This window comes from Microcoleus sp. B4-C2, assembly GCF_036705265.1.
Lineage (GTDB): Bacteria > Cyanobacteriota > Cyanobacteriia > Cyanobacteriales > Microcoleaceae > Microcoleus.
The window spans coordinates 1-19,006 of the sequence record NZ_JAUBUB010000080.1; the positions used below are offsets into that span (position 1 = coordinate 1).

22 protein-coding genes are annotated in these 19,006 nt (G+C 44.7%); 10 read left to right on the forward strand and 12 right to left on the reverse strand.

Going from position 1 to position 19,006, the window contains the following annotated elements; translation table 11 throughout:
* Positions 1–380, forward strand: a 380-nt coding sequence (locus QUB20_RS20960; protein ID WP_333248364.1) for a pirin-like C-terminal cupin domain-containing protein, incomplete at its 5' end; no start/stop codon positions are given.
* Between the two features lie 80 nt (positions 381–460).
* Here the strand turns inward: QUB20_RS20960 and QUB20_RS20965 are convergent.
* The 3 genes from QUB20_RS20965 to QUB20_RS20975 all read right to left on the reverse strand — a co-directional run bounded on the left by QUB20_RS20965 (position 461) and on the right by QUB20_RS20975 (position 4,183).
* Positions 461–1,615, reverse strand: coding sequence for a transposase (locus QUB20_RS20965; protein ID WP_333248362.1), 1,155 nt, complete (start codon positions 1,613–1,615; stop codon positions 461–463).
* Positions 1,616–1,997: 382 nt separating this feature from the next.
* A complete protein-coding gene (locus tag QUB20_RS20970) occupies positions 1,998–2,573 on the reverse strand; it encodes a TIGR04376 family protein (RefSeq protein WP_333054634.1) in 576 nt (191 codons plus the stop codon).
* Between the two features lie 368 nt (positions 2,574–2,941).
* A complete protein-coding gene (locus tag QUB20_RS20975; RefSeq protein ID WP_333248360.1) occupies positions 2,942–4,183 on the reverse strand; it encodes a hypothetical protein in 1,242 nt (413 codons plus the stop codon).
* A 72-nt stretch (positions 4,184–4,255) separates the two neighbouring features.
* Between QUB20_RS20975 and QUB20_RS20980 the strand changes: the two genes are divergently transcribed.
* Positions 4,256–4,579 (forward strand): hypothetical protein, encoded by a 324-nt coding sequence (locus QUB20_RS20980; RefSeq protein WP_333248357.1) that lies wholly within the window; start codon positions 4,256–4,258, stop codon positions 4,577–4,579.
* Positions 4,580–4,632: 53 nt separating this feature from the next.
* Here QUB20_RS20980 and QUB20_RS20985 read toward each other — a convergent pair whose 3' ends face one another.
* The 3 genes from QUB20_RS20985 to QUB20_RS20995 all read right to left on the reverse strand — a co-directional run bounded on the left by QUB20_RS20985 (position 4,633) and on the right by QUB20_RS20995 (position 8,295).
* Positions 4,633–5,190, reverse strand: a complete 558-nt coding sequence (locus QUB20_RS20985; protein ID WP_333248355.1) for a hypothetical protein — start codon at positions 5,188–5,190, stop codon at positions 4,633–4,635.
* A complete protein-coding gene (locus tag QUB20_RS20990; protein ID WP_333248353.1) occupies positions 5,177–6,295 on the reverse strand; it encodes an AAA family ATPase in 1,119 nt (372 codons plus the stop codon). The genes QUB20_RS20985 and QUB20_RS20990 overlap by 14 nt, the downstream gene beginning before the upstream one ends.
* A gap of 77 nt (positions 6,296–6,372) precedes the next feature.
* Positions 6,373–8,295 (reverse strand): ABC-F family ATP-binding cassette domain-containing protein, encoded by a 1,923-nt coding sequence (locus QUB20_RS20995; RefSeq protein WP_333248351.1) that lies wholly within the window; start codon positions 8,293–8,295, stop codon positions 6,373–6,375.
* Between the two features lie 199 nt (positions 8,296–8,494).
* Between QUB20_RS20995 and QUB20_RS21000 the strand changes: the two genes are divergently transcribed.
* Complete coding sequence (locus QUB20_RS21000; RefSeq protein ID WP_333248348.1) at positions 8,495–9,652, forward strand: PIN domain-containing protein; 1,158 nt, start codon at positions 8,495–8,497, stop codon at positions 9,650–9,652.
* Between the two features lie 166 nt (positions 9,653–9,818).
* Here QUB20_RS21000 and QUB20_RS21005 read toward each other — a convergent pair whose 3' ends face one another.
* On the reverse strand, positions 9,819–9,959 hold the full coding sequence (locus tag QUB20_RS21005; protein ID WP_333248346.1) for an XRE family transcriptional regulator: 141 nt from the start codon (positions 9,957–9,959) through the stop codon (positions 9,819–9,821).
* Positions 9,960–9,994: 35 nt separating this feature from the next.
* Here QUB20_RS21005 and QUB20_RS21010 point away from each other — a divergent pair, with 35 nt between their 5' ends.
* Genes QUB20_RS21010 through QUB20_RS21020 form a run of 3 tightly spaced genes read left to right on the forward strand, consistent with a single transcriptional unit; the run spans position 9,995 to position 10,983 of the window.
* A complete protein-coding gene (locus QUB20_RS21010) occupies positions 9,995–10,282 on the forward strand; it encodes a hypothetical protein (protein WP_333248344.1) in 288 nt (95 codons plus the stop codon).
* The gene (locus tag QUB20_RS21015; protein ID WP_333248342.1) at positions 10,263–10,646 is read left to right on the forward strand and encodes a hypothetical protein; all 384 of its coding nucleotides are present in this window, start codon (positions 10,263–10,265) and stop codon (positions 10,644–10,646) included. The genes QUB20_RS21010 and QUB20_RS21015 overlap by 20 nt, the downstream gene beginning before the upstream one ends.
* Positions 10,624–10,983: a DUF5615 family PIN-like protein gene (locus QUB20_RS21020; RefSeq protein WP_333291624.1), complete on the forward strand. Its 360-nt coding sequence runs from the start codon at positions 10,624–10,626 to the stop codon at positions 10,981–10,983. The genes QUB20_RS21015 and QUB20_RS21020 overlap by 23 nt, the downstream gene beginning before the upstream one ends.
* A 244-nt stretch (positions 10,984–11,227) precedes the next feature.
* Here the strand turns inward: QUB20_RS21020 and QUB20_RS21025 are convergent, their stop codons facing one another.
* Entirely contained in the window at positions 11,228–11,356 is a 129-nt protein-coding gene (locus QUB20_RS21025) for an AraC family transcriptional regulator (RefSeq protein WP_333248336.1), read from the reverse strand.
* Positions 11,357–11,811: 455 nt separating this feature from the next.
* Between QUB20_RS21025 and QUB20_RS21030 the strand changes: the two genes are divergently transcribed.
* Complete coding sequence (locus tag QUB20_RS21030) at positions 11,812–12,183, forward strand: DUF4342 domain-containing protein (protein WP_333248334.1); 372 nt, start codon at positions 11,812–11,814, stop codon at positions 12,181–12,183.
* A gap of 339 nt (positions 12,184–12,522) precedes the next feature.
* Here QUB20_RS21030 and QUB20_RS21035 read toward each other — a convergent pair whose 3' ends face one another.
* The 3 genes from QUB20_RS21035 to QUB20_RS21045 form a co-directional block, all read right to left on the reverse strand.
* The gene (locus QUB20_RS21035) at positions 12,523–12,987 is read right to left on the reverse strand and encodes a serine hydrolase (RefSeq protein WP_333248332.1); all 465 of its coding nucleotides are present in this window, start codon (positions 12,985–12,987) and stop codon (positions 12,523–12,525) included.
* Between the two features lie 319 nt (positions 12,988–13,306).
* The gene (locus tag QUB20_RS21040; protein ID WP_333248330.1) at positions 13,307–13,639 is read right to left on the reverse strand and encodes a hypothetical protein; all 333 of its coding nucleotides are present in this window, start codon (positions 13,637–13,639) and stop codon (positions 13,307–13,309) included.
* Between the two features lie 44 nt (positions 13,640–13,683).
* On the reverse strand, positions 13,684–13,857 hold the full coding sequence (locus QUB20_RS21045) for a hypothetical protein (RefSeq protein ID WP_333040368.1): 174 nt from the start codon (positions 13,855–13,857) through the stop codon (positions 13,684–13,686).
* A 276-nt stretch (positions 13,858–14,133) separates the two neighbouring features.
* On the opposite strand from QUB20_RS21045, the gene QUB20_RS21050 reads away from it, so the two are divergent.
* From QUB20_RS21050 to QUB20_RS21060, 3 genes are all read left to right on the forward strand, one after another.
* Complete coding sequence (locus tag QUB20_RS21050; protein WP_333248328.1) at positions 14,134–15,999, forward strand: AAA-like domain-containing protein; 1,866 nt, start codon at positions 14,134–14,136, stop codon at positions 15,997–15,999.
* 121 nt (positions 16,000–16,120) lie between these two features.
* Positions 16,121–17,071 carry a phytanoyl-CoA dioxygenase family protein gene (locus QUB20_RS21055; protein ID WP_333248326.1) on the forward strand — a complete coding sequence of 317 codons (951 nt, stop codon included), beginning with the start codon at positions 16,121–16,123 and terminating at the stop codon, positions 17,069–17,071.
* A 518-nt stretch (positions 17,072–17,589) separates the two neighbouring features.
* The gene (locus QUB20_RS21060) at positions 17,590–18,189 is read left to right on the forward strand and encodes a Uma2 family endonuclease (protein WP_333248323.1); all 600 of its coding nucleotides are present in this window, start codon (positions 17,590–17,592) and stop codon (positions 18,187–18,189) included.
* Between the two features lie 13 nt (positions 18,190–18,202).
* Here the strand turns inward: QUB20_RS21060 and QUB20_RS21065 are convergent, their stop codons facing one another.
* The gene (locus QUB20_RS21065) at positions 18,203–18,961 is read right to left on the reverse strand and encodes a 5-formyltetrahydrofolate cyclo-ligase (protein ID WP_333248321.1); all 759 of its coding nucleotides are present in this window, start codon (positions 18,959–18,961) and stop codon (positions 18,203–18,205) included.
* Positions 18,962–19,006: the final 45 nt, after the last annotated feature.

The following is a 19,006-nucleotide window of genomic DNA, read 5'->3' on the forward strand; positions in this document are numbered from 1 at the left end:
TTGCTGGTGGTGACATCAACGAGCAAATCGACTGGCTGATCTCAGAATCCTCGCGCCTTCAGGCCGGGGAGTGTCAAAGCGAACAGGCGGTTTACAGCGTAACAGAGGGGCTTGCGATCGATGGAGTGCCTCTAGAACAACATCGGTTAGCGGTTCTAAATTCAGGCACTGAAGTAAACATTTCTGCTTCAGCCAAGGCTCGTTGTATTGTGATTGGCGGTGAACCTGTTGGTGAGCGCCATAAGTGGTGGAATTTTGTTTCGAGTCGGCACTCGCGCATTGAGCAAGCCAAACTCGATTGGAGAGAGGGACGGTTTGCTCAGGTTCCTCATGAGACAGAGTTTATTCCGCTGCCAGAAGAGCCACCTTCTGCTACATAAGATTGACATAAAGCGGACAAGATTGACATCTCGGACACTTAAAACTTATTTCCTGTGTCTGCGTAGGGAGTCGGCTCCTTCTACTCAACAGGCGTTAATTCAGGACTAGCCATCCTTACTCGATCTTTTGGGACTGATGCTAAATTAATCGCAGCATTCAAGTCTCGATTACAATTGTTACCACAAGCCTCACAAACAAACACTCGTGCTTGAAGTGGCATCGGTTGAACGTGGCCGCAGCTTGAGCAAGTTTTAGATGAGGGATACCATCTATCTACCAGTTCGACAACAGTGCCGTAAATGGGAGATTTATAAGTGATTTCGCGTCTAAATTCATAAAATCCTGAGTCTACAACTGAACAAGCCAGTTTGTGATTTGCCATCATCCCAGAAACATTTAAATCTTCGATGCGGATGTGAGCATACTTCTGACTGATTTCTGTCGTTGTTTTCTGCAAGAAATCTCGTCGCCCCTGAGCAATATCGGCGTGTTGTTTAGCCTGATTGCGATAGAATTTCTGAGCGTGGGTCGAGGCTTTAATCCCAAGTTTTCTATTGCCTAATTGCTTGTTTCGATTGCGGTACTGTAGTTTCCCTAGCTTGATTTTCGCTTTTTTTAGGGAATTTGGCAGTTGGTATACCGTACCGTCACTCAAGGTGGCAAAGGTAGAAACTCCTAAATCTATGCCTGTCGGTTCGGATACTTCATGATACAAAGGGGGGATTCTGTCAGCTTTTATTGTAAAACTGACATACCATTTGTCTGCTGTACGGCTGATGGTAAATGTTTGAGAGCAACAGTTGTACCGGATAGCTTCTTTCAGGCGAAACGTTCCCAATGTGGGAATTTTTATCCGATTGCCAGCTATCAGAAATATTGGCCCATTGCTGCTGTCTACGGTAAAGGAGTCCCCGCATTTCTTGCGTTTGAAATTAGGAAAGCCACTGACCCCGTTAAAAAAGCGTTCTAGGGCGCTATTGAAGGCCCGGAAAGCATTTTGATAAACGCGGGATGATAAAGTGTTAGTCCATTGATATTCTGGTTGTTTCTTGATGAAGTTTGTGAAGGTTTTTTTGATGAGGGCAATTTTTCGAGTACGGCTGACTTTGATATCCATCACGCCCAAGTAAAGGGTACGAGCTAGGTTATAACAAAATCGAGCGTAACCGGCGTGTCGCGCCATTATTGTACGTTCACAATTGTTGAGTTTGAGTTCTAGCTTGAGGGCGTACATGAGCGTGATAGAGTCAGAAGTGCCTTCTTTTGATACTGATTTTACCAGTCACAGCCCACGAAAGACAAGAAAACCATGTTTTTTTGTCCAATATGTCTTTAATGTCACCAAAAGTATACGAAACTGCTGTTTAGTATCACCTCAAGCAGAGCAACCGTTGTGAATAACCACAGCGATATTTAAATTAAAAAAACGCTAATTAAGTAGGTGAGAATATTGTAGGGATGATTGATTAATTGGCCCTACAAGTTTAGGATGGTAATTATATCAAGTCTGAGCGAGCGATCGCAATACCTGAGAGTCTGGGGGGTTGACCAATATTTGCAGTGGGAATCCGAGTTCCCGGTGAACCCGTCCCTAAAGGATTGGAATGCTTTCGTAACTATCGGCCTATATTGCGCTTCATTCGATCGAGTTCTTCGTCTGCTTCCCAGCGTTGAAACTTTTCTTCTAAAGGATCTGCCGCATTAAAACTGTTATAATTTGAACTCTGATTCCAACCCTTTGTATCCCAATTTGGCTCTGTTTTAGTGGTAGGGCGAGTTGCGGCTTCTGCCGCTTTGGCTCGGACTTCTTTTCGCCGTACTTGAATTTGGCGGTACAGTTCTTTTGCTTTTTCAATCCGTTCTTTGCAGCCTTGCATTTGACCCCAGCGCTGATTTCCCTGACGCAGCAAAGCGGCTTGTCGCTCTTGGGCGGCTTGAGCTAAATCGAGCCTTTGAGCAGCTTTAGCTTTGTTGATGCGATCGTTCCAGCGCTGAATTTCTTGGGCGGCGGAGAGAATTTCGGCTTGCAGTTTTTTCTCTTGTTTTTGGATATCGAGAATCAGTCGCAGAGTGTCTTCTTCTTGTTCCTTCAGTTGTTCTTCTATTGCCTGCAATTCCAGATGGGGATTGCTACGCAAAAATTCTTCTAATCTGGTTTCTAGAAAGCGGCTGAAATCATCAAATAAGCCCATTTTTTATAATTCCTCAGTCAATCGATTTTAGATTTTAGATTTTAGATTTTAGATTTTAGATTTTAGCATTGACCCCACGGATAAATTCGGGGGGCAAGTTTCTCGGATACAGGTTTTTTATTTCTGGACGGATGAATCCGGGGGCTTGTATCCTGGATGCTTTCGGTCATTAGTCATTGGTCATTAGTCATTGGTCATTAGTTATTAGTCATTGGTTCTTAGTCACTGGCGATCGATCATCGGTCATTAGTTGTCGGTTATTATAACTGTTTTCACTGCTCGTGATATACAGCCCGATCGCTGCCCATTACCGATTACCGATGATCTAACTCATAACTAATGACTAATGACTCATAACTGATGACTGATTAGAACTTTTGGCCGACAAAAACCGATCGCACATCTCCTCCCTTGCGGATAACGGCTTCTTGATTTTTGATTTCTGCCAGCGTCCAACCGCTAGCGCCAATGCTTTCGCCGACATAAATTCTGCGGGCTACGCCGTCTACTTCAAACAAAGCAGCCGATCGATCGCCCAACTCCAAAATCCCTACCAGCGTGTGGGCGGAAGTCGGGGCGCTGCTGACGGCCGGTGCCGATTGCTCGGGCGCGGGCGCAGATTGCTGGGCTGCTGCGGGCGCTGGTGCCGGTTCGGTTTCGCGAGCCAAAATCTTTGGCTGGGGAGACTCCGAGGGGGAAGGGGAAGCGGCGAGGGGATCTCGATTTCCCGCAGCGGCGATCGCACGACCGGAGGCTGGAGCAGCCGGTGAGGGGGAAACTGCCGCGGTTTGAGGAGCAGCAGGAGCAGCAGGAGCCGCCGGAGCCGCAGCCACCTGAGCAGGCGGAGCCACAGTCACCTGAGCGGGGGGAGGGATCACTACGATTTGGGGTGCTGGTGCTCCCGGCTGTGCGCCGGCTTGTTCTAGGGCATCAGCGATGCGGTTGACTGCTGTCGAAAGACCTGCGGTTGCCGGCGGCGCGCCGGAAATTGAAATGCTCGGCAGCGTCCCTGGGGTGGGGGCTGCGGGAACTCCTGCAAGTTGGGGGTTAGCCTGGGGTGCTTTTTTTTGTTCGATCGCTTCTAAGGAGCGCTGCACGTATTCGACAAACGGGGTATCTGGTGCTGTTTTGCCACTTGCTGTCGGCGTCTCTGGTGCGGGGGCGGCGGGCAAGCGCACGAGTCCCGACCTGCTCGCGAGCCATAACCCCATGACTAGCAGCAGCGACCCAAATGCTGCTCCCAGCAGCATTCTGTCGAATGATTGTTTGGACTGCTGTTTTTTGGTTGTTTCTAGGGCGACTTGGCGGGCGATCGCTTCTACGTCTTTTTCGCCCCGCTGCGACTGGGGGGGTGCCAACTGCGACAAAACTATTTGAGGTACCGATATCGACTTGAGCGCCACGAATTCTGGCTGCACTGGTTCCGATGGCAGTCCGCCGCTACCGTCGAATGCTCGATCGACTCCTTCAAACAGTTCGTCCATCAACTGATCGGCGTAGGACTCTACTGCCACTGCTTCGGCTGGCACTGTTTCCACCGTCGCCCTCACGGCGATCGGCTCTGACGCTGATTCCAAAGACATCTGTTCGGCGATTACTTTTTGAGGCATAGTTTTCTGTTTGCTCCCGCTCCTCGACAACCCTGAGATTCTCAACTATCAGACTTCTACAGGATACTTGTGATGTTGACCAATTCTTGGCTCAGAACAGGTCAATTGTATCTCACCCATCACCATATTTTTAGTGTTCAGCCAACTTACTTTGCCCGATCGACTTTTGTTTTACCTGTTTTGGGCTTTTTCGCCCCTGTTTTCGGCTGCCAGTCTTATTTGCTGACCCTGACCTTTACTGCATATTCTACTGATTTTGTCAACCCCACCTCTGGGGCTTCGCAGTTTTTGACACACAGCTTTAGTGGAGGCGAGCGCAAAAAAAGCGGGTTTTTTGCCACTGTTTGCGATCGCATTGCAGCTTTGAGAAGGATTTTAGACTTTTACTCGTCTTAAGTTTTTGGTCAGTTTGCTTGACAGTAATAACAGGTTGCAGATTTTCTTATAACTCATGGCTGCAACAGTGGTAACAACCGCTGTAATTCCCCACAAGCTGCCTGAAGCGATAGCGGCGCATCTTCTGGTAAGCTCTGAGAATAACATCGATCGGCTAAATCCTCAACAGCGGTTTTGCAAACAGCCTCATTATTCTTAAATTTTGCATAAGCATCCTCCTCATTCACAGTTTCTCCCTGCAAGTAGTGTATCCAAGTCTCAATATTGCGCTTGGGAACGAAAATCGCGATCGCTTCATTCGCTCCCCTATTTTCCTGCTCATGTTCATCAAGCACACTAGCTAACCAATTAAGTCTTGCTTCCAGCGTACCCGTATCTGCATCAATTACCACAACTAATCCAATCGCCACCCGGTTTTTATTCTGGCGATAAGCTTTCACTTCCACCGGATACTGCTTGCGTACATAGTCTGATCCACATTCGCTACCTTCGGGACAAATATTAGCTCTAACTAGACCTGTAAAACCTCGCTTTTTTAGGAAATAACGCGCAAAAACCTCCTGCTGTCTGTCCTCGCAGAGAATGACAATCTGAACTCTACGCTGACTCATTCAACCATCCCCGTGCAATCAGTTCAGAAACTGGCAATCCCGAAGTATCAGCTACTTCATTGCTAATTCGTTTGGCTCGAACAGCAGCATTGCTTTGACGCTCAAACCAATAGCCAATCGGTGAAGCTAAAAGATAGTTAATTAACTCAGGATGGTGAGAAATTAGTAATGCTTGAAGTTTTCCCTCGCTACAAAGGTCATAAATCTCAATCAGCCAAGGTTGAATTTCTGGCAATGCTAAAAAGTTTTCCGGTTCATCAATCCACAAGGTATAGTCTTCAGATTTTGTACCGTAAATCAGCGCGTATAAAGCCACTAATGTTTTTTGTCCGTCCGACAATTCTCCCAGACGATATTCAATTGGCTTGCTGTTATCTGTTTCTCCTGACAAGCGCAGTTTTAGCACCCAATTATCTTCGCTTACTCGCTCAAACTTAAAATTTGTGAATCCATCCAAAACCCCTCTTAAAATATTTCCAATTTCAGTAACTTTACCTTGGTCTCCAGACAAGTAGCGATACCAAGAAACAAAATTTTCCATCTTAGGAGTCAAACGCATTTGTTCTTGGCTACTTTCATCAACTATCAAGCTGGGTACAACTTGCACGATGATAAATCGCGCCATCCGTTCTCTAAACCAAGTTAACTTCGTGTTGTCGTTTCTTGGCATTAATGAAGGTAGCATAGATTGCGACCAGTCAAACTGGTATTGCGGCCCTTCTGAATGATTGTCTCGATAGAGTTGAACTTCGCCTAATTCAAATTTTAGTAAAGGCTGGTTATCAAAGAACAGACTTTCGTACCCAACACGACATTTATCTCGATTGTGTTCAATTCCTAATTGATATGTGTAGGAGCCGCCATTGCCGAGAATTTCTAGCTCGAAACGCTGAATTTGTAAAGTTTGCCAGCGGGTGCAATCCGCAAGTTTGAAAATTCTTTCTACCTTACTGTCGCCGCTGACAAATGCTTGGATTTTCTGCAACACCTCAAAAACTGTTGATTTACCCGATCCGTTAGAACCCAGAAATAGATTAATTGCATCAAAGTCAAGTTCAAAGTTTACCAAACAGCGAAAATTGTCAATATATATTCGTTTCAGCATGGGATTTTTTCACTCATCATTCCTCTAGCTCCTGTCATTGTTAGCAGGAGCTAAACACAACACTCGGACAACCCAAATTAACCCACCCGTTCCGCCAATTCCAACCAGCGCTCAGTCGCCCGATCGATCTGCTGCGTCAACTGAGCCAAACGATCCGATAGCTTCTTCACCTCCGCAAACCCGCTGGGAGCATTGTTAGACAACCTCTTTTCAATCTCTTGTTTCTCAGCTTCCATCTGCGGAATTTGACTTTCTAATTGTTCGTATTCCCGCTTATCATTGAAGGAAACTTTGGTAGATTTTTGAGTGGAGCTTTGGGATGTTGAATTATTAGATTCAGCCGTGCGTGTAAGTTTTTCTTTTTCTTTTTGCCCTTTGATTTCCTTGGCTTCTTCGGCTTTTTTGTAATCTAAATACACGGAATAATTACCTGGATACAAGCGCAAATTGCCCCCAGGCTCCAAGGCGAAAACCATGTCGATCGTGCGATCGAGAAAATAGCGATCGTGGGACACCACAATCACACAACCGTTAAAATCTTCGAGATAATCCTCCAAAACCGCCAAAGTCTGCACGTCCAGGTCGTTTGTCGGTTCGTCCAAAATCAGCACGTTCGGCGCACTCATCAGCACTTTCAACAGAAATAACCGGCGCTTTTCCCCGCCCGAAAGTTTGTTAATCGGTGCATACTGTTGGTTCGGCGGAAACAGAAACTTTTCCAACATTTGAGAAGCAGTAATGATTTCCCCATCCGCCGTTTGCACCAACTCGGCCACACTTTTCAAGTATTCAATAACTCGCTGGTCTTCGTTCGGTGTCAAATCCTCTGAATGCTGGTCAAAATAACCGATATGAATGGTTGTACCAATTTCGACAGTACCCGAATCCGGCTGGATGCGTCCGGTGATGATATCCATCAGCGTCGATTTTCCCGCACCGTTGCAGCCAATAATTCCTATCCGGTCTTCGGGAGTGAAATTGTAGGTAAAATCTTTAATTAAAGTGCGATCGCCGTAAGCTTTAGAGATATTCAGTAACTCAATTACCTTCTTACCAATTCGGCGGCCTGCTGTCGCAATTTCGACTTTGCCGTTGGCTGTTTTGAACTCCTGGGCTCGCATATCTTTAATGCGATCGATCCGAGCTTTTTGCTTGGTACTGCGCGCCTTGGGCCCGCGTTTGAGCCATTCCAATTCGCGCCGCAATACACCCGCGTGTTTGCGAACACTGCTGGCGGCGGATTCTTCAGATAGGGCTTTTTTCTCCAAGTAATAAGCGTAATTGCCCGCATAATTGTAAAGGTCGCCGCGATCGATCTCCAGGATGCGATTGGTAACGCGATCGAGAAAATAGCGATCGTGCGTAATCAGCAGCAAAGCACCGCGATAGCCGTTCAAATAGTTCTGCAACCACTCCACAGACAGCGCATCCAAGTGGTTTGTCGGTTCATCCATCAGCAATACATCGGGTTCGGACAACAAGGCCGTTGCTAAGGCAATTCGCTTGCGGTAGCCGCCGGACAAGTCGGCAATTTTCGCATCAAAATCCTCAATCCCCAACTTGGTCAAAATCAATTTCGCCTTGGTTTCCAAATCCCACGCATCCACCTCATCGATGCGTTCCGACACCGCAGACAGACGCGCCATTAACTTGTCTGTATCGCCTTTGCCGTGGGACAATTGATCGGAAATTTCCTCGTATTCTCGCACTAAAGCCATTTGTTCGCCACTGTCGGCAAATACTTGCTCTAAGACAGTGTGATTTTCGTCTAAATCCGGCTGTTGGGGGAGATAGACAATTGTAGACCCTGGATTGACCCAGCGATCGCCAGAGTCGATCGACTCCAAGCCTGCAATCATTTTCAGCAGGGTTGATTTGCCGGAACCGTTGGTGCCGATGAGTCCGACTTTATCGCCTTCATCCAGGCTGAAACTGGCATCTGTCAAGAGTTCCTTGATGCCGAAGTCTTTTTTGATCGATCGCAGAGTAAAAATAGTCATCTGTATAGAAAGTCATTTACCTGACTTAGTTTAACGCAAGTTCGATCGAGTCCGGCTGCGTCGGTATGGTCGATCGTTCCGATGAAACTTCTTTAAGACAAGGGCGCACTCGATTTTTATGACTATGTAAAGCTTAATAAATGTTAAGAATATGGTAAAATGTTTGTATTAATATCTTATATCTGCGTGACTTAAATATATGGAACTAAATGAACTTAAGGAGCTTGTCAGAAGGGGAGAGGTTGGAGCAATTAGTTTGGATACATCAATTTTTGAGTCTCAAGGGTTAAAGCTAGAGTCTGGGCTGCTTAAGCAATTAGAGCAATTTTTAGATCGTCCTACAAAGTTGATTATCTCCGAGGTGGTTAAAGAGGAAGTATTATTGCACATAACTGAAAAAGCCCAAACTGCACAAAGGGAGATTAATAAAGCTCTCAAAGACGCTAAAAATTATTGGCAAGTTGAGGATAGTGATATTGAAGAGATACAAAAGTCACTTTTCGGTGGCCGTGAAGCACAAAAAGTTGCGTCTGAGCGATTTAGTCAGTTTATAGAGGCTACATCTCTGGAGATTATCGAAGCTAAAGATTATTTAATAGTCAGCGAACTCATACAAAAATATTTTAGAAGCCAACCCCCTTTTGCGGAAAAGGGTAATAAGAAACAAGAATTTCCTGATGCAATTGCTTTAATATCTCTTGAGACATGGGCTAATAAAAACAAAACAAAAATTATTGTTGTTACACTTGACAATGACTGGAAAAATTTCTGCAAAGGTTCTGAAACACTTTACTATAGCGATGATTTTGCCTGGGTTCTAGCACTGTTTCAAAATGCTGATGATCTATGTAGAGATTTATCCAAAAAATATGAAAATGGGGCTCTTGAAAATGTAAAACAAGCTGTGCTTGATGCTTTAAATTATAATATTTATGAAATGGATATTTATCCAGCGGCTAACTCTTCTTTTAATTATGAACAAGAAGTAACACAAATCAACGTCACGGGATTTGAATTTGAATTGCTTGAGTCTCCTAACATAATATTTAGACCAGTTAACTTTGATGACAATAGCTTGATAGTTGAATCAAAATTAAGTGTTGATGTCAATGTTGAGTGCAGTTTTTCATTTTATGTCGGCGGTTATATCGACAAAGATTATGTTAAAATAGGAGGCTATAGCGTAAATACTCAAGCCAATTTGGAGGTGGAGGTTTTAATTACATTTTCAGGTGATTTTAAAAGTGTTGGCGCACAGGTCAAAGTAGATGAGGTTGAAGTGGAGATGAAAACACCTGCCAGCATTGATTTTGGGGAGATTGAGCCATATTGGAGAGACGAAGATTATGACTACTGAAAAGCGGCATAACAAACTGCGTACTGTACAAAACCTCGATCGCTTAATTCGCTCCGGCTCTCGGTGTCCTGCCTGTAAATAGCCGAAACTCTGTGCTGCGAATGGCTGTGGCTCTTGAACTTACACCTATACGGCAATGTCCGCATCTGTCAGAGCTGGATTGGGCCTAGATAGCAATCACTCTTCTCTTAGCGTCTGAATCAGATTCAGGTTTTGCGATCGCCCGAATCTCCACATCACTACCAAGCGCGTTTAAGAACCGGAACAGGCGATCGATTGAAAACTCAGATAGTTTGCCACGCAGCAAATCAGTGATTTTAGGGCGATCGATTCCCAGGCGTTTTGCTGCTTCGATTTATCGATATCCTAGTTGCTTTTGCCCCCACAGCCAACTGGGGTCTACTCGATCGCGCCCAAATGCAGGAAGAACTCGAAGCACTGCTAAGTAGACGAGTCGATCTAATCAGTAAACGGGCGATCGATCGCAGTTCCAACCCGATTCGCCGTCCTGAAATTCTCTCTACCGCTCAAACTATCGCTAGTCAAATAGTCGCGATCGCCTTCCAATGTACTATAATTCAAATACCAACCTTTGTTGGAGTATGTTTTTATGTCCTTGCAAGAGCTTAAAGAAAAAGCCAGCCAACTATCAGTCAGCGATCGCCTTGCGCTGCTAAGTGCGATCGTTCAATCCCTGCAAAGTACACCAGAAATCGAGAATTGGCAATATTTAATTGCACGTCCTCATCCTTGGCGCAAACAACTTTACATTAAGGGACGTAAATTACTGGCATCGACTATTTGGCGAGACATGACTGCCAATGGGATGTCACCCGAACAAGCTGCCGAAAATTGGGATTTACCCCTGTCTGCTATCTATGAGGCGATTCATTACTGTCAAAATCATCAAGAAATTTTAAAATTAGAAGCAGACGAGGAACGCTATCGATTGGAAGTAAAAGGAGTCCAAGTTGAGCCTACGAATGCTGCTTGACGAAGATTCTCAAGCAAAGTATTTAGTCAATCTTCGTAAGGATTCAGGTCACGATGTAGCCACAGTCAATACATTGGATTTAATGAATCATCCAGATTCAGTCGTGCTAGACGCTGCAAGACAAAATGAAAGAGTGCTGCTTACACGCAATTGTGATGACTTTCAGCAATTGCATCAAGCGAACCCAGAACATTCAGGAATTTTGGCAGTTTATCAAGATTCTGAAGCTTCTAAGAATATGAGTTATCAGGCGATTGTGAAGGCAATTGATAATTTAGAAACAGCCGAATATGAACTAAATAATCAGTTTGTGATTCTGAATCAATGGAGTTATTAATGAGAAATTTATGTAAAAATGCAAAATAGAAGTCTCATTGTTACCTGGTATTATAGAATATTGTCGAGATATAGTTGCTGCTAGAAAGGCGATCGCAGTTCCAACTGGATTCGCCGCCTTTGAAATTCTCTCTACCGCTCAAACTATCTATGTCAAATAGCCGCGATCGCGCTTCCTTAATCGATCGCTCTTTTTATTTCAACAACTGCTTCTCCCGTTCTACCCGTTGCGCGATCGATTATGGTTAGGGAGATGTGCCTATCAACTGCTTCAACAGATGGCTGAAATGAAATTGACTCATGCCCAGCAATTGAGCTAAATCTGCAAGCTTAATATCTTGATTCAGATGTTCGTTGATGTACTCGGTTTGCATTTCTGATTTTATTGTGATTCGCCAGCGCGCTCGCTATCTCTGGGGTGCTTTTGAGAACTGGCATTGCAAGCCATAGCTTGATTGTGCCTAGATAGCAATCACTTTTGAAGTCATTGTAGAAATATAAAGTTTTAATTTTAATTATTTTCCCTGACTTTACTTCGCTTGGTGTCCAACTTAAGGATTCAACAGACAGCATCCACCTTGACCTTGCTGGCAATACGCACCTTACTTGTATCTAGCGACGGGTTGTTTCCACAATATCTTCTCTACCTTTAGGAAGAGATAAACCCGCCCTGATCTAACGCCACCGAAATAATGTTTTGAGTAAAAAGACGGGGGTGGAAAGTACGAATGCAGATTGTAGGGTTTCCTTGCCTGTCATTCCCAAGTGCGATCGCCGAAGATAAGGGTATAGAAATTAAACGGCTGGTTTTCACCCGCCCTTACACAAAATGAACTCACAACTAGAACAACAAGTAACAATTCTACAAGACGAAACAGCAGCGGCCGAAAATTCAGCCAACCCAACAGTTGAAACTCATGTATTCGCCTCAGAATTTGCAACCGAGGAAAAAGTCAGAGTGGAAGAATTTAAGATTAGTGGCGACAGCCTAATTGGTAAAGTCAAAGAACTAATTCAGCAAGGAAAACTCCGCCGCCTCGTCATCAAAAACTCCCAAGGGCGGACTTTGGCAGACATTCCGCTGATGGCGGGATTGGTAGGCGGCGTTGCCGGGTCAGTAGTCTTTCCAATTGCTGCTGTACTTGCTACAGTTGGGGCAGTTGCGGCTCATTTGACTGTAGCAATCGAGCGAAAAGAATAGTCCTTAGTAATTAAAAATCTTCTCTTCAAGTCCGCGAAGGCGGACTTTGTTTGTTTAGTAGGGATTTCAATCGCCGAATTGTCTGATCAACGGGAGATATTGCTTCTCAAGAACAGGCAAGATGCCTGTTCCACAAAGAGTAGATTTTCTTGTGGAAGGGGCCGGAGAGCCCGTTCAAAAGGCTTATTGACAATGGTGCAACATCTCAGATTAACGCAAATTATCCGGTACTCTGGAATGAGAATTAAATAACTTCCACAAGTTTGTGGGATGGGCGTCCCGCCCGTCCAAAAAGGACGGGCGGGACGCCCATTCCACAATAACAATTAAAATTGTAAGTTATTTAATTCGCGATCCTCTCGCCGCAGGTTGGTCTAAATAATTGTAAACAATCCGCGAAATTCGACGGACAAAATCTCTCACAATCGGGTCATTGTAAGGACGTTTGACAAAGATTGCCGCTAAATAACGCTTGCCGTTGGGCATATCAATAATTCCCGCATCGCCAACTACAAAGCCGATATCTCCGGTTTTGTCAGCAATAACTGCACCGGGGTCTAAACCTGAAGGCAACAGCGTTCTAGTGGTTGTGTGCCGCAGTAATTCTAAAGCTTGTTCCCGACTCGATGCAGAGACTAATTTATCGCGAGACAGCATCGCCAGCAGCTTTACCATATCCACAGAACTTGTGGTATTTGTTCCTTGAAAATCGCCTAGCCAATTGCTAATTCTGGTGTCAGTTAATCCCCAACTGCGAAAACGCTCGTTGAGTTTAGCAATTCCCCCCAAACGTTCAATAATCATTTTGGTGGCTGTGCAGTTTTAGAGTCATGTTTAAAGAGAAAGAGTTGAATGGCCGCAGCGAGAAAGCGGCTGGAAAAACGTTATCAACCGCTTTCGATACGAAGCACCTAGCATCATACAGTCAACTCTTGCCCGCAGCCGTATTTTTTTTATTTTCTTTGAGAGTATTCCGTTTCCCGGACTCATATCAAATCCGGTTTTATTACCCCTTTTTCTTCCAGTCTCGCGCAGGCGGACAAAACTTTCTACAGTGGCGAATTCTCTTGGCAGAATTATTGTTTTGTATGGACAAATTTTATTCACCTGAGATGAATTCAAGTTAGGCGACCTCCCGATTTCTAGCATCTTCAAGGGAGTCGATCGCGGCTTTGAGAAAAACTTTTCCTTTAGCAACAAATCGGCGATCGCTCAAAGGATCGTAAGCTTCCCAATTACCGCTAACTTCGCGATCGCACCACAAAAACCAGCAGCGGTAGATTTCCCCGCTATCTATATCATCGCACAAAGCCAGCCAATCATCCCCCGTCAGAGCGCTGGCATCTAATGCTACCAATTCCACCCACGCAAGTGCAGTGCAGGCATCGATCGCCTCAGCGCCAACGGAATCAGATTTGGTAGCTATAGGTTGTGGTGAACACAGTGTAGACTTCATAATTTCTCCTTAATTCAATTAAATCAATCAATCAATGGATTGCCCTATTTATGGAACTGACCCGGTACGCCAAGTGGAAAAACTGTGTTTTGATAAATTTCTGGTTCGTCAAATTTACCAGCCGCTGATGCTTCTGTTAAATTATTAAGTGTATTAATTGTGAAAATGGCGGCGGTTCCCAAAGCGGCCATTGCCAGTCTGTGTAAGATTTTGCTCATTTGGCTGCTCCTTTTTTGCTTGGTGTATCTACTCTAAAAAGTTAAGTGGTGAGTAGTGGCGGAGATTGGGGAGTTAAGAAAAACTTTTTATCCTCAAATATATTCAACTGTTGAAGCCGTTATCAGGACAGAGTTTGAGGAGTCGATCGCCCCAAAAACCTCTCCAAGTAAAATCCCTTAAATTCCGGCTGGCTGACTATCTTCCTTAAAATCGCCTAAAATAGGGACTTAAGGCGTTAAAATTTCTAGATTCGTTCCCCTTTTAGTGCAAGCGAAGTGCTCAAGTCAAAACGCGATCGCGGTCGCATTCTCACTGCCTCTGGCTTAAAGAAACTTAACGAGGCGCTCCAAGAATGGTCTGACCGATATAACATTAGAGGTACTCTGACTGAAATCGAGGCCGAGTCTGGCGTTGGTGCCGATACAGTCAGCAAAATTAAGCAGGGTAGAGAAGGTGCGGATTTGAGTAAAATTCGACAGTTGTTCGCGGCTTTTGAAATGACTCTGGCTGCTAGCGACCATCGATCGGCTAAACTTGAGGAACCGGAAAATTTAGACGAGCTGGACAATTTGCCGCCAGCGGGGGAAATACCCACCAGCAGCAGAATTGTTAAAGTATTTGTCAGTTATCGCAGCGCCGAACCCGATCGCGAGTTGGGAAAACAGTTAGAAACGGCCTTAAGCGCGATCGGTCATACAGTTTTCACAGCAGAAAATAACATTAGATTAGGAGATAATTGGTTCGATCGCATTAATTTCTTCCTCCAAGAATGCGATTATTTGTTGTTGCTGCTGCCACCAACCGGAAACCAAAGCGAATTACTAACATATCAAGTTCAGCAAGCAAAAGAACTCCAAGACTCCCGCCATGACAAAAAACCAATAATTCTCCCCATCCGCGTCGGTTTTCCGCTGAACGCGCCTCTAAATCACGACTTGCGGGGTTATCTGTACCGCATCAAACAGAGGGAATGGAAAACCACCGCCGACACTCCAATTATTATCGAAGAGGTTCTGAATTTACTAGCAGAACAACCCGCACCCGTCGTAGAAGAAACGGAAGATTTAACACAAAAACAGCTATTAGAAATTAGCAGCGACGAAATACCTCTACCCGCCGCCGAACCTGAATTACCGGGAGGACAAGTCGATGTCGCTTCTCAATTTTATGTAGAACGCCCGCCCATTGAAGAACGCTGCTATCAAACTATTGTGCAACCCAGCGCGTTAATTAGAATTAAAGCACCGAGACAAATGGGCAAAACTTCCTTGATGGCAAGAATTTTGCATCACGGAGCCCGTCAAGGCTATTGCACCGTGCCGCTAACTTTTCAGTTAGTAGATAAAGCCGTATTCGCCAACTTAGATAAATTCTTAAAGTGGTTTTGCGCTTACGTCGGCCGCGAGTTGCACTTACCAAATCAATTAGACGATTATTGGGACGAGATTTTTGGCAGCAAAGTTAACTGCAAAGATTACTTTGAAAAATACATTTTACCGCAAATCGACAGTCCTTTAATTTTAGGATTAGACGAGATCGATCGCGTTTTCCAATATCCCGACATTGCCGAAGACTTTTTAGGATTGCTGCGGGCGTGGCACGAAGAATCGAAGCGGCGCGACATCTGGAAAAAACTGCGGTTAATTGTCGTTCACTCCACGGAAGTTTACATCCCGATGAACATCAATCAATCGCCTTTCAACGTCGGACTTCCCGTTGATTTGCCGGAATTCAACGCTGGGCAAATCCAAGATTTAGCAGCGCGCCATAATTTGAATTGGTCGGAGGCAGAAGTTGAGGAATTGATGGCAATTGTCGGCGGACATCCGTATTTAGTGCGAGTTGCATTATATCACATTTCGCGATCGGATTTGACACTAGATGAATTAAAAGAAAGTGCGATCGCAGATGCTGGAATTTACAGCGACCATTTGCGCCGCCAATTGTGGAATTTAGAAGAATATCCAGAGTTGGCGCAGGGGATGAGAGAGATTGTAGTGGCGGACTCTCCGGTGCAATTAAAGGCGATGCAGGCTTTTAAATTAGACAGTTTGGGGTTGGTGAAATTGCAGGGGAACGAGTGCGTGCCGAGGTGCGAACTGTACCGACAATATTTTACAACACATTTAGGAGTTAATTAATTGGATATTTTAGCTCGTTAATGACGTAGAATTAGCAGTATGGGGAAAGAGCAGCACAAATATCGCAAAAGAGCGATCGTCCCAGCTTTCCCTTGTGCAGTATCAACGTAAAATAGGATCGATGACTGAAGAAACTGTCACTCTGAGAAAGTCTCTTGACTTAGATAAATTAATTCCACTTTTGCCACAAGCAGAAGATATTAACTACTGGCGCGAGCTCAACCCCAATTCAACTATTTCCGATCGACCCTTTGAAGGCTTTTCAGAAGTTTCGGGAATCCCAAAAGCCGAAATTGACGAGTACAGGCTGCAACTGCGAGAAGAAGGCTATTTCCAAACTCCTAGCGTTATACCTGCTGCTACTATTCACCAGATGCGCGACTGTATAGAAAATGTCCGAAAAGCCGGGTTTCCGACAATGTTTGCCCTCGTCTACGATGTCTTCTATCAAGCATTTGGTTACTTTAACTCAACCTTGACAGGAATTTTGGGAAACGGCTACAAGCTAGTTCCAAATTTTTGGGTTTATTACATAGAAACTTCTGACAGCGGCAAAGGATTTGAGCCTCACCGCGACGCCGAGTACGAAAATACTATAGACTCCGACGGTATGCCGACAGTGCTTACTCTCTGGGTGACAATTACTGAGGCCAATCCCCTCAATTCATGTATGTACATGATTCCGGCCAACCGCGATCCAGAGTATGCTGAAGCTATCAAAAATCTCCAGACAAAAGCTACTAAATTTGCCTTGGAAGATATCCGGGCTTTACCGACACAAGCTGGTACTCTATCGTGCTGGGATCAATACGTTTTTCACTGGGGAAGCCGCAGCAGCAGTCGGGCTAAATCGCCTCGAATTAGCTATGCCGTATATTGTCAGCGAGGGGATATTCCACCAGTTGATGATGTGATTGTCGATATCCCATCAGTGCTTGATTTCCCAACGCGGTTATCTCTGATTTGCAGAGGTTTGTATCGCTATTCTTACGCCAGTTTACAGCCATCTCCACAGGCGGAAGCACTGTTAGATTTCTTGACGAAGCATCGGGAAAATCTGAAAAAGACTTAATATAATTTTCCTAAAAAGCCAGTCAATCGATTTTAGATTTTAGATTTTAGATTTTAGATTGAAGCCTTGACCCCACGGATAAATTCGGGGGGCAAGTTTCTCGGATACAGGTTTTTTATTTCTCCCCAGATTCATCCGGGGGCTTGTATCCTGGATGCTTTCGGTCTTCTCAATTCCGGTTGCATAGGAATGATTTAACCGCAGAGGACGCAGAGTACGCAGAGTCTCCACAAGAGAGAGATGGGAATAACTAACCTAGATTTGGTATAATTTCTGTAAGTAATAATCAGGTGAATGATACCCATGAACGATATTTTTTTGATAACATCCGATAATTGGCTAGATTGGATAGCCGTATTTGGTTATCTAGCCTTTACTGCTTTCATTGCATGGCGCGTGTTCACCACAAAGTAGATATATCATCAGCTTATAGTCTTCTTCTTCTGTCTTGCTTCGCGCCTTCGCGGTTCGTTAAAGAAACAGTAAAATAAAACAATAATCAACTAGCCCAGACAGTTATGCCGCCCGTCGAAAGTGTTGCAGCAATTCCGAACGATCTGATTTTGCGCTTGAGCATCGAGCAGTATCATGCGATAATTAAAGCTGGCATTCTCACGGATGATGACTCTGTAGAATTGCTGGAAGGTTGGCTGGTTTTCAAAATGCCAAAAAATCCACCGCATCGAGTCACAACTCGTCTTGTCAGAACAGCTTTAGAGAATATTTTACCCCCTGGTTGGTATGTCGATTCTCAAGAACCGATCACGCTATCCAACAGCGAACCAGAACCTGATATAGTGGTTGTTCGAGGGGATACAAGACAGTATCTCGATCGCCATCCGGGTGCTGAAGATATTGCCCTGATTATTGAAGTATCTGATACGACACTTCAGCGCGATCGCACTGTAAAAAAACAGATTTATGCCCGCGCTGGAATTGCGATTTATTGGATTGTGAATCTTGTTGAAGGACTGGTTGAGGTGTACTCTCAACCTCTTGTTGAAGTTGAGCAGCCAGATTATAGTCAAAGGTTGGATTTCGGGCGATCGGCTGTTATACCGATTATTATTGAAGGCCGAGAAATTGGGGCGATCGCTGTAGATGCTCTTTTGCCTTGATTTTGATTCCAAGCTATTGGTTATTGGTTAATTGCTCTCTCAACTTTCGCAAAATTGGAATTTTTTCCAACTGTTCCGGCCGTATACTATCCCAGTTTAACCCAATTGGACGCGGATAAATTGTATTAGTCTCAATCACCTCCTCAGCAGTCACAATCCAATTCAGCGCCCAATCGTGAGCCTGCATTGGCAAACGCGAATCTGCGACTATTTGCAAAGGATGCACTGTAGTCACAATTGGCGTATCGATTTCTACTAACCCGAATTCTGTCAACATCGCCAATTCCAAATCGGCAAATCCTGCACCTTTCCCGGTTCTTCCCCCGTTGCGCCCTGCTGCTACACAACCAACTATTACTAAATCGATCGCCTCCATTTCTGCAAAACTTACCAATTTTCCGCAAGTGAGTGCTTTGCGGGCGATCGCACTTTCGGCAATAGATACATTTTGCCTCTGCAAATCCCCAGCCGTTAACTCTACAAAACAGCGATCGTCTGTCAAGCGCGGTACTGCCATATACAGGCGTTTTCCATCTTGCAAAGCTTGCATCCGCACCGGATTTTGCGCCGCATCTGGATTGCACTTAATCGTTTTTGCTTGTTGCCAAATTGGTAAATTTGCCAATTTTTCCGCCGCCAACTGGGCCCCAACAAAGTTGGGAATATGACCAAACGGATCGCCAATAGATGCGGCTTGCTGCTTGAGCAAAGACCAAATTTCAGCTCTTAAGTTGTCTTTGTCGTCGTTATATCCAGTCCAATCAGTTTTCATGTTGTATTATGGTACAATATATGATACAAAAGATTCCTTTAATAC

Bases quoted from the DNA above. Each gene is read 5' to 3' on its own strand.
- QUB20_RS21040 (WP_333248330.1), bottom strand. From the start codon at position 13,639: ATGAAGTCTACACTGTGTTCACCACAACCTATAGCTACCAAATCTGAT.
- QUB20_RS21025 (WP_333248336.1), bottom strand. From the start codon at position 11,356: ATGCAAACCGAGTACATCAACGAACATCTGAATCAAGATATTAAGCTT.
- QUB20_RS20965 (WP_333248362.1), bottom strand. From the start codon at position 1,615: ATGTACGCCCTCAAGCTAGAACTCAAACTCAACAATTGTGAACGTACA.
- QUB20_RS21035 (WP_333248332.1), bottom strand. From the start codon at position 12,987: ATGATTATTGAACGTTTGGGGGGAATTGCTAAACTCAACGAGCGTTTT.
- QUB20_RS21055 (WP_333248326.1), top strand. From the start codon at position 16,121: ATGACTGAAGAAACTGTCACTCTGAGAAAGTCTCTTGACTTAGATAAA.
- QUB20_RS20975 (WP_333248360.1), bottom strand. From the start codon at position 4,183: ATGCCTCAAAAAGTAATCGCCGAACAGATGTCTTTGGAATCAGCGTCA.
- QUB20_RS21060 (WP_333248323.1), top strand. From the start codon at position 17,590: ATGCCGCCCGTCGAAAGTGTTGCAGCAATTCCGAACGATCTGATTTTG.
- QUB20_RS21065 (WP_333248321.1), bottom strand. From the start codon at position 18,961: ATGAAAACTGATTGGACTGGATATAACGACGACAAAGACAACTTAAGA.
- QUB20_RS21015 (WP_333248342.1), top strand. From the start codon at position 10,263: ATGTCCTTGCAAGAGCTTAAAGAAAAAGCCAGCCAACTATCAGTCAGC.
- QUB20_RS21030 (WP_333248334.1), top strand. From the start codon at position 11,812: ATGAACTCACAACTAGAACAACAAGTAACAATTCTACAAGACGAAACA.
- QUB20_RS21045 (WP_333040368.1), bottom strand. From the start codon at position 13,857: ATGAGCAAAATCTTACACAGACTGGCAATGGCCGCTTTGGGAACCGCC.
- QUB20_RS21000 (WP_333248348.1), top strand. From the start codon at position 8,495: ATGGAACTAAATGAACTTAAGGAGCTTGTCAGAAGGGGAGAGGTTGGA.
- QUB20_RS20970 (WP_333054634.1), bottom strand. From the start codon at position 2,573: ATGGGCTTATTTGATGATTTCAGCCGCTTTCTAGAAACCAGATTAGAA.
- QUB20_RS20995 (WP_333248351.1), bottom strand. From the start codon at position 8,295: ATGACTATTTTTACTCTGCGATCGATCAAAAAAGACTTCGGCATCAAG.
- QUB20_RS20990 (WP_333248353.1), bottom strand. From the start codon at position 6,295: ATGCTGAAACGAATATATATTGACAATTTTCGCTGTTTGGTAAACTTT.
- QUB20_RS20980 (WP_333248357.1), top strand. From the start codon at position 4,256: ATGTTGACCAATTCTTGGCTCAGAACAGGTCAATTGTATCTCACCCAT.
- QUB20_RS20985 (WP_333248355.1), bottom strand. From the start codon at position 5,190: ATGAGTCAGCGTAGAGTTCAGATTGTCATTCTCTGCGAGGACAGACAG.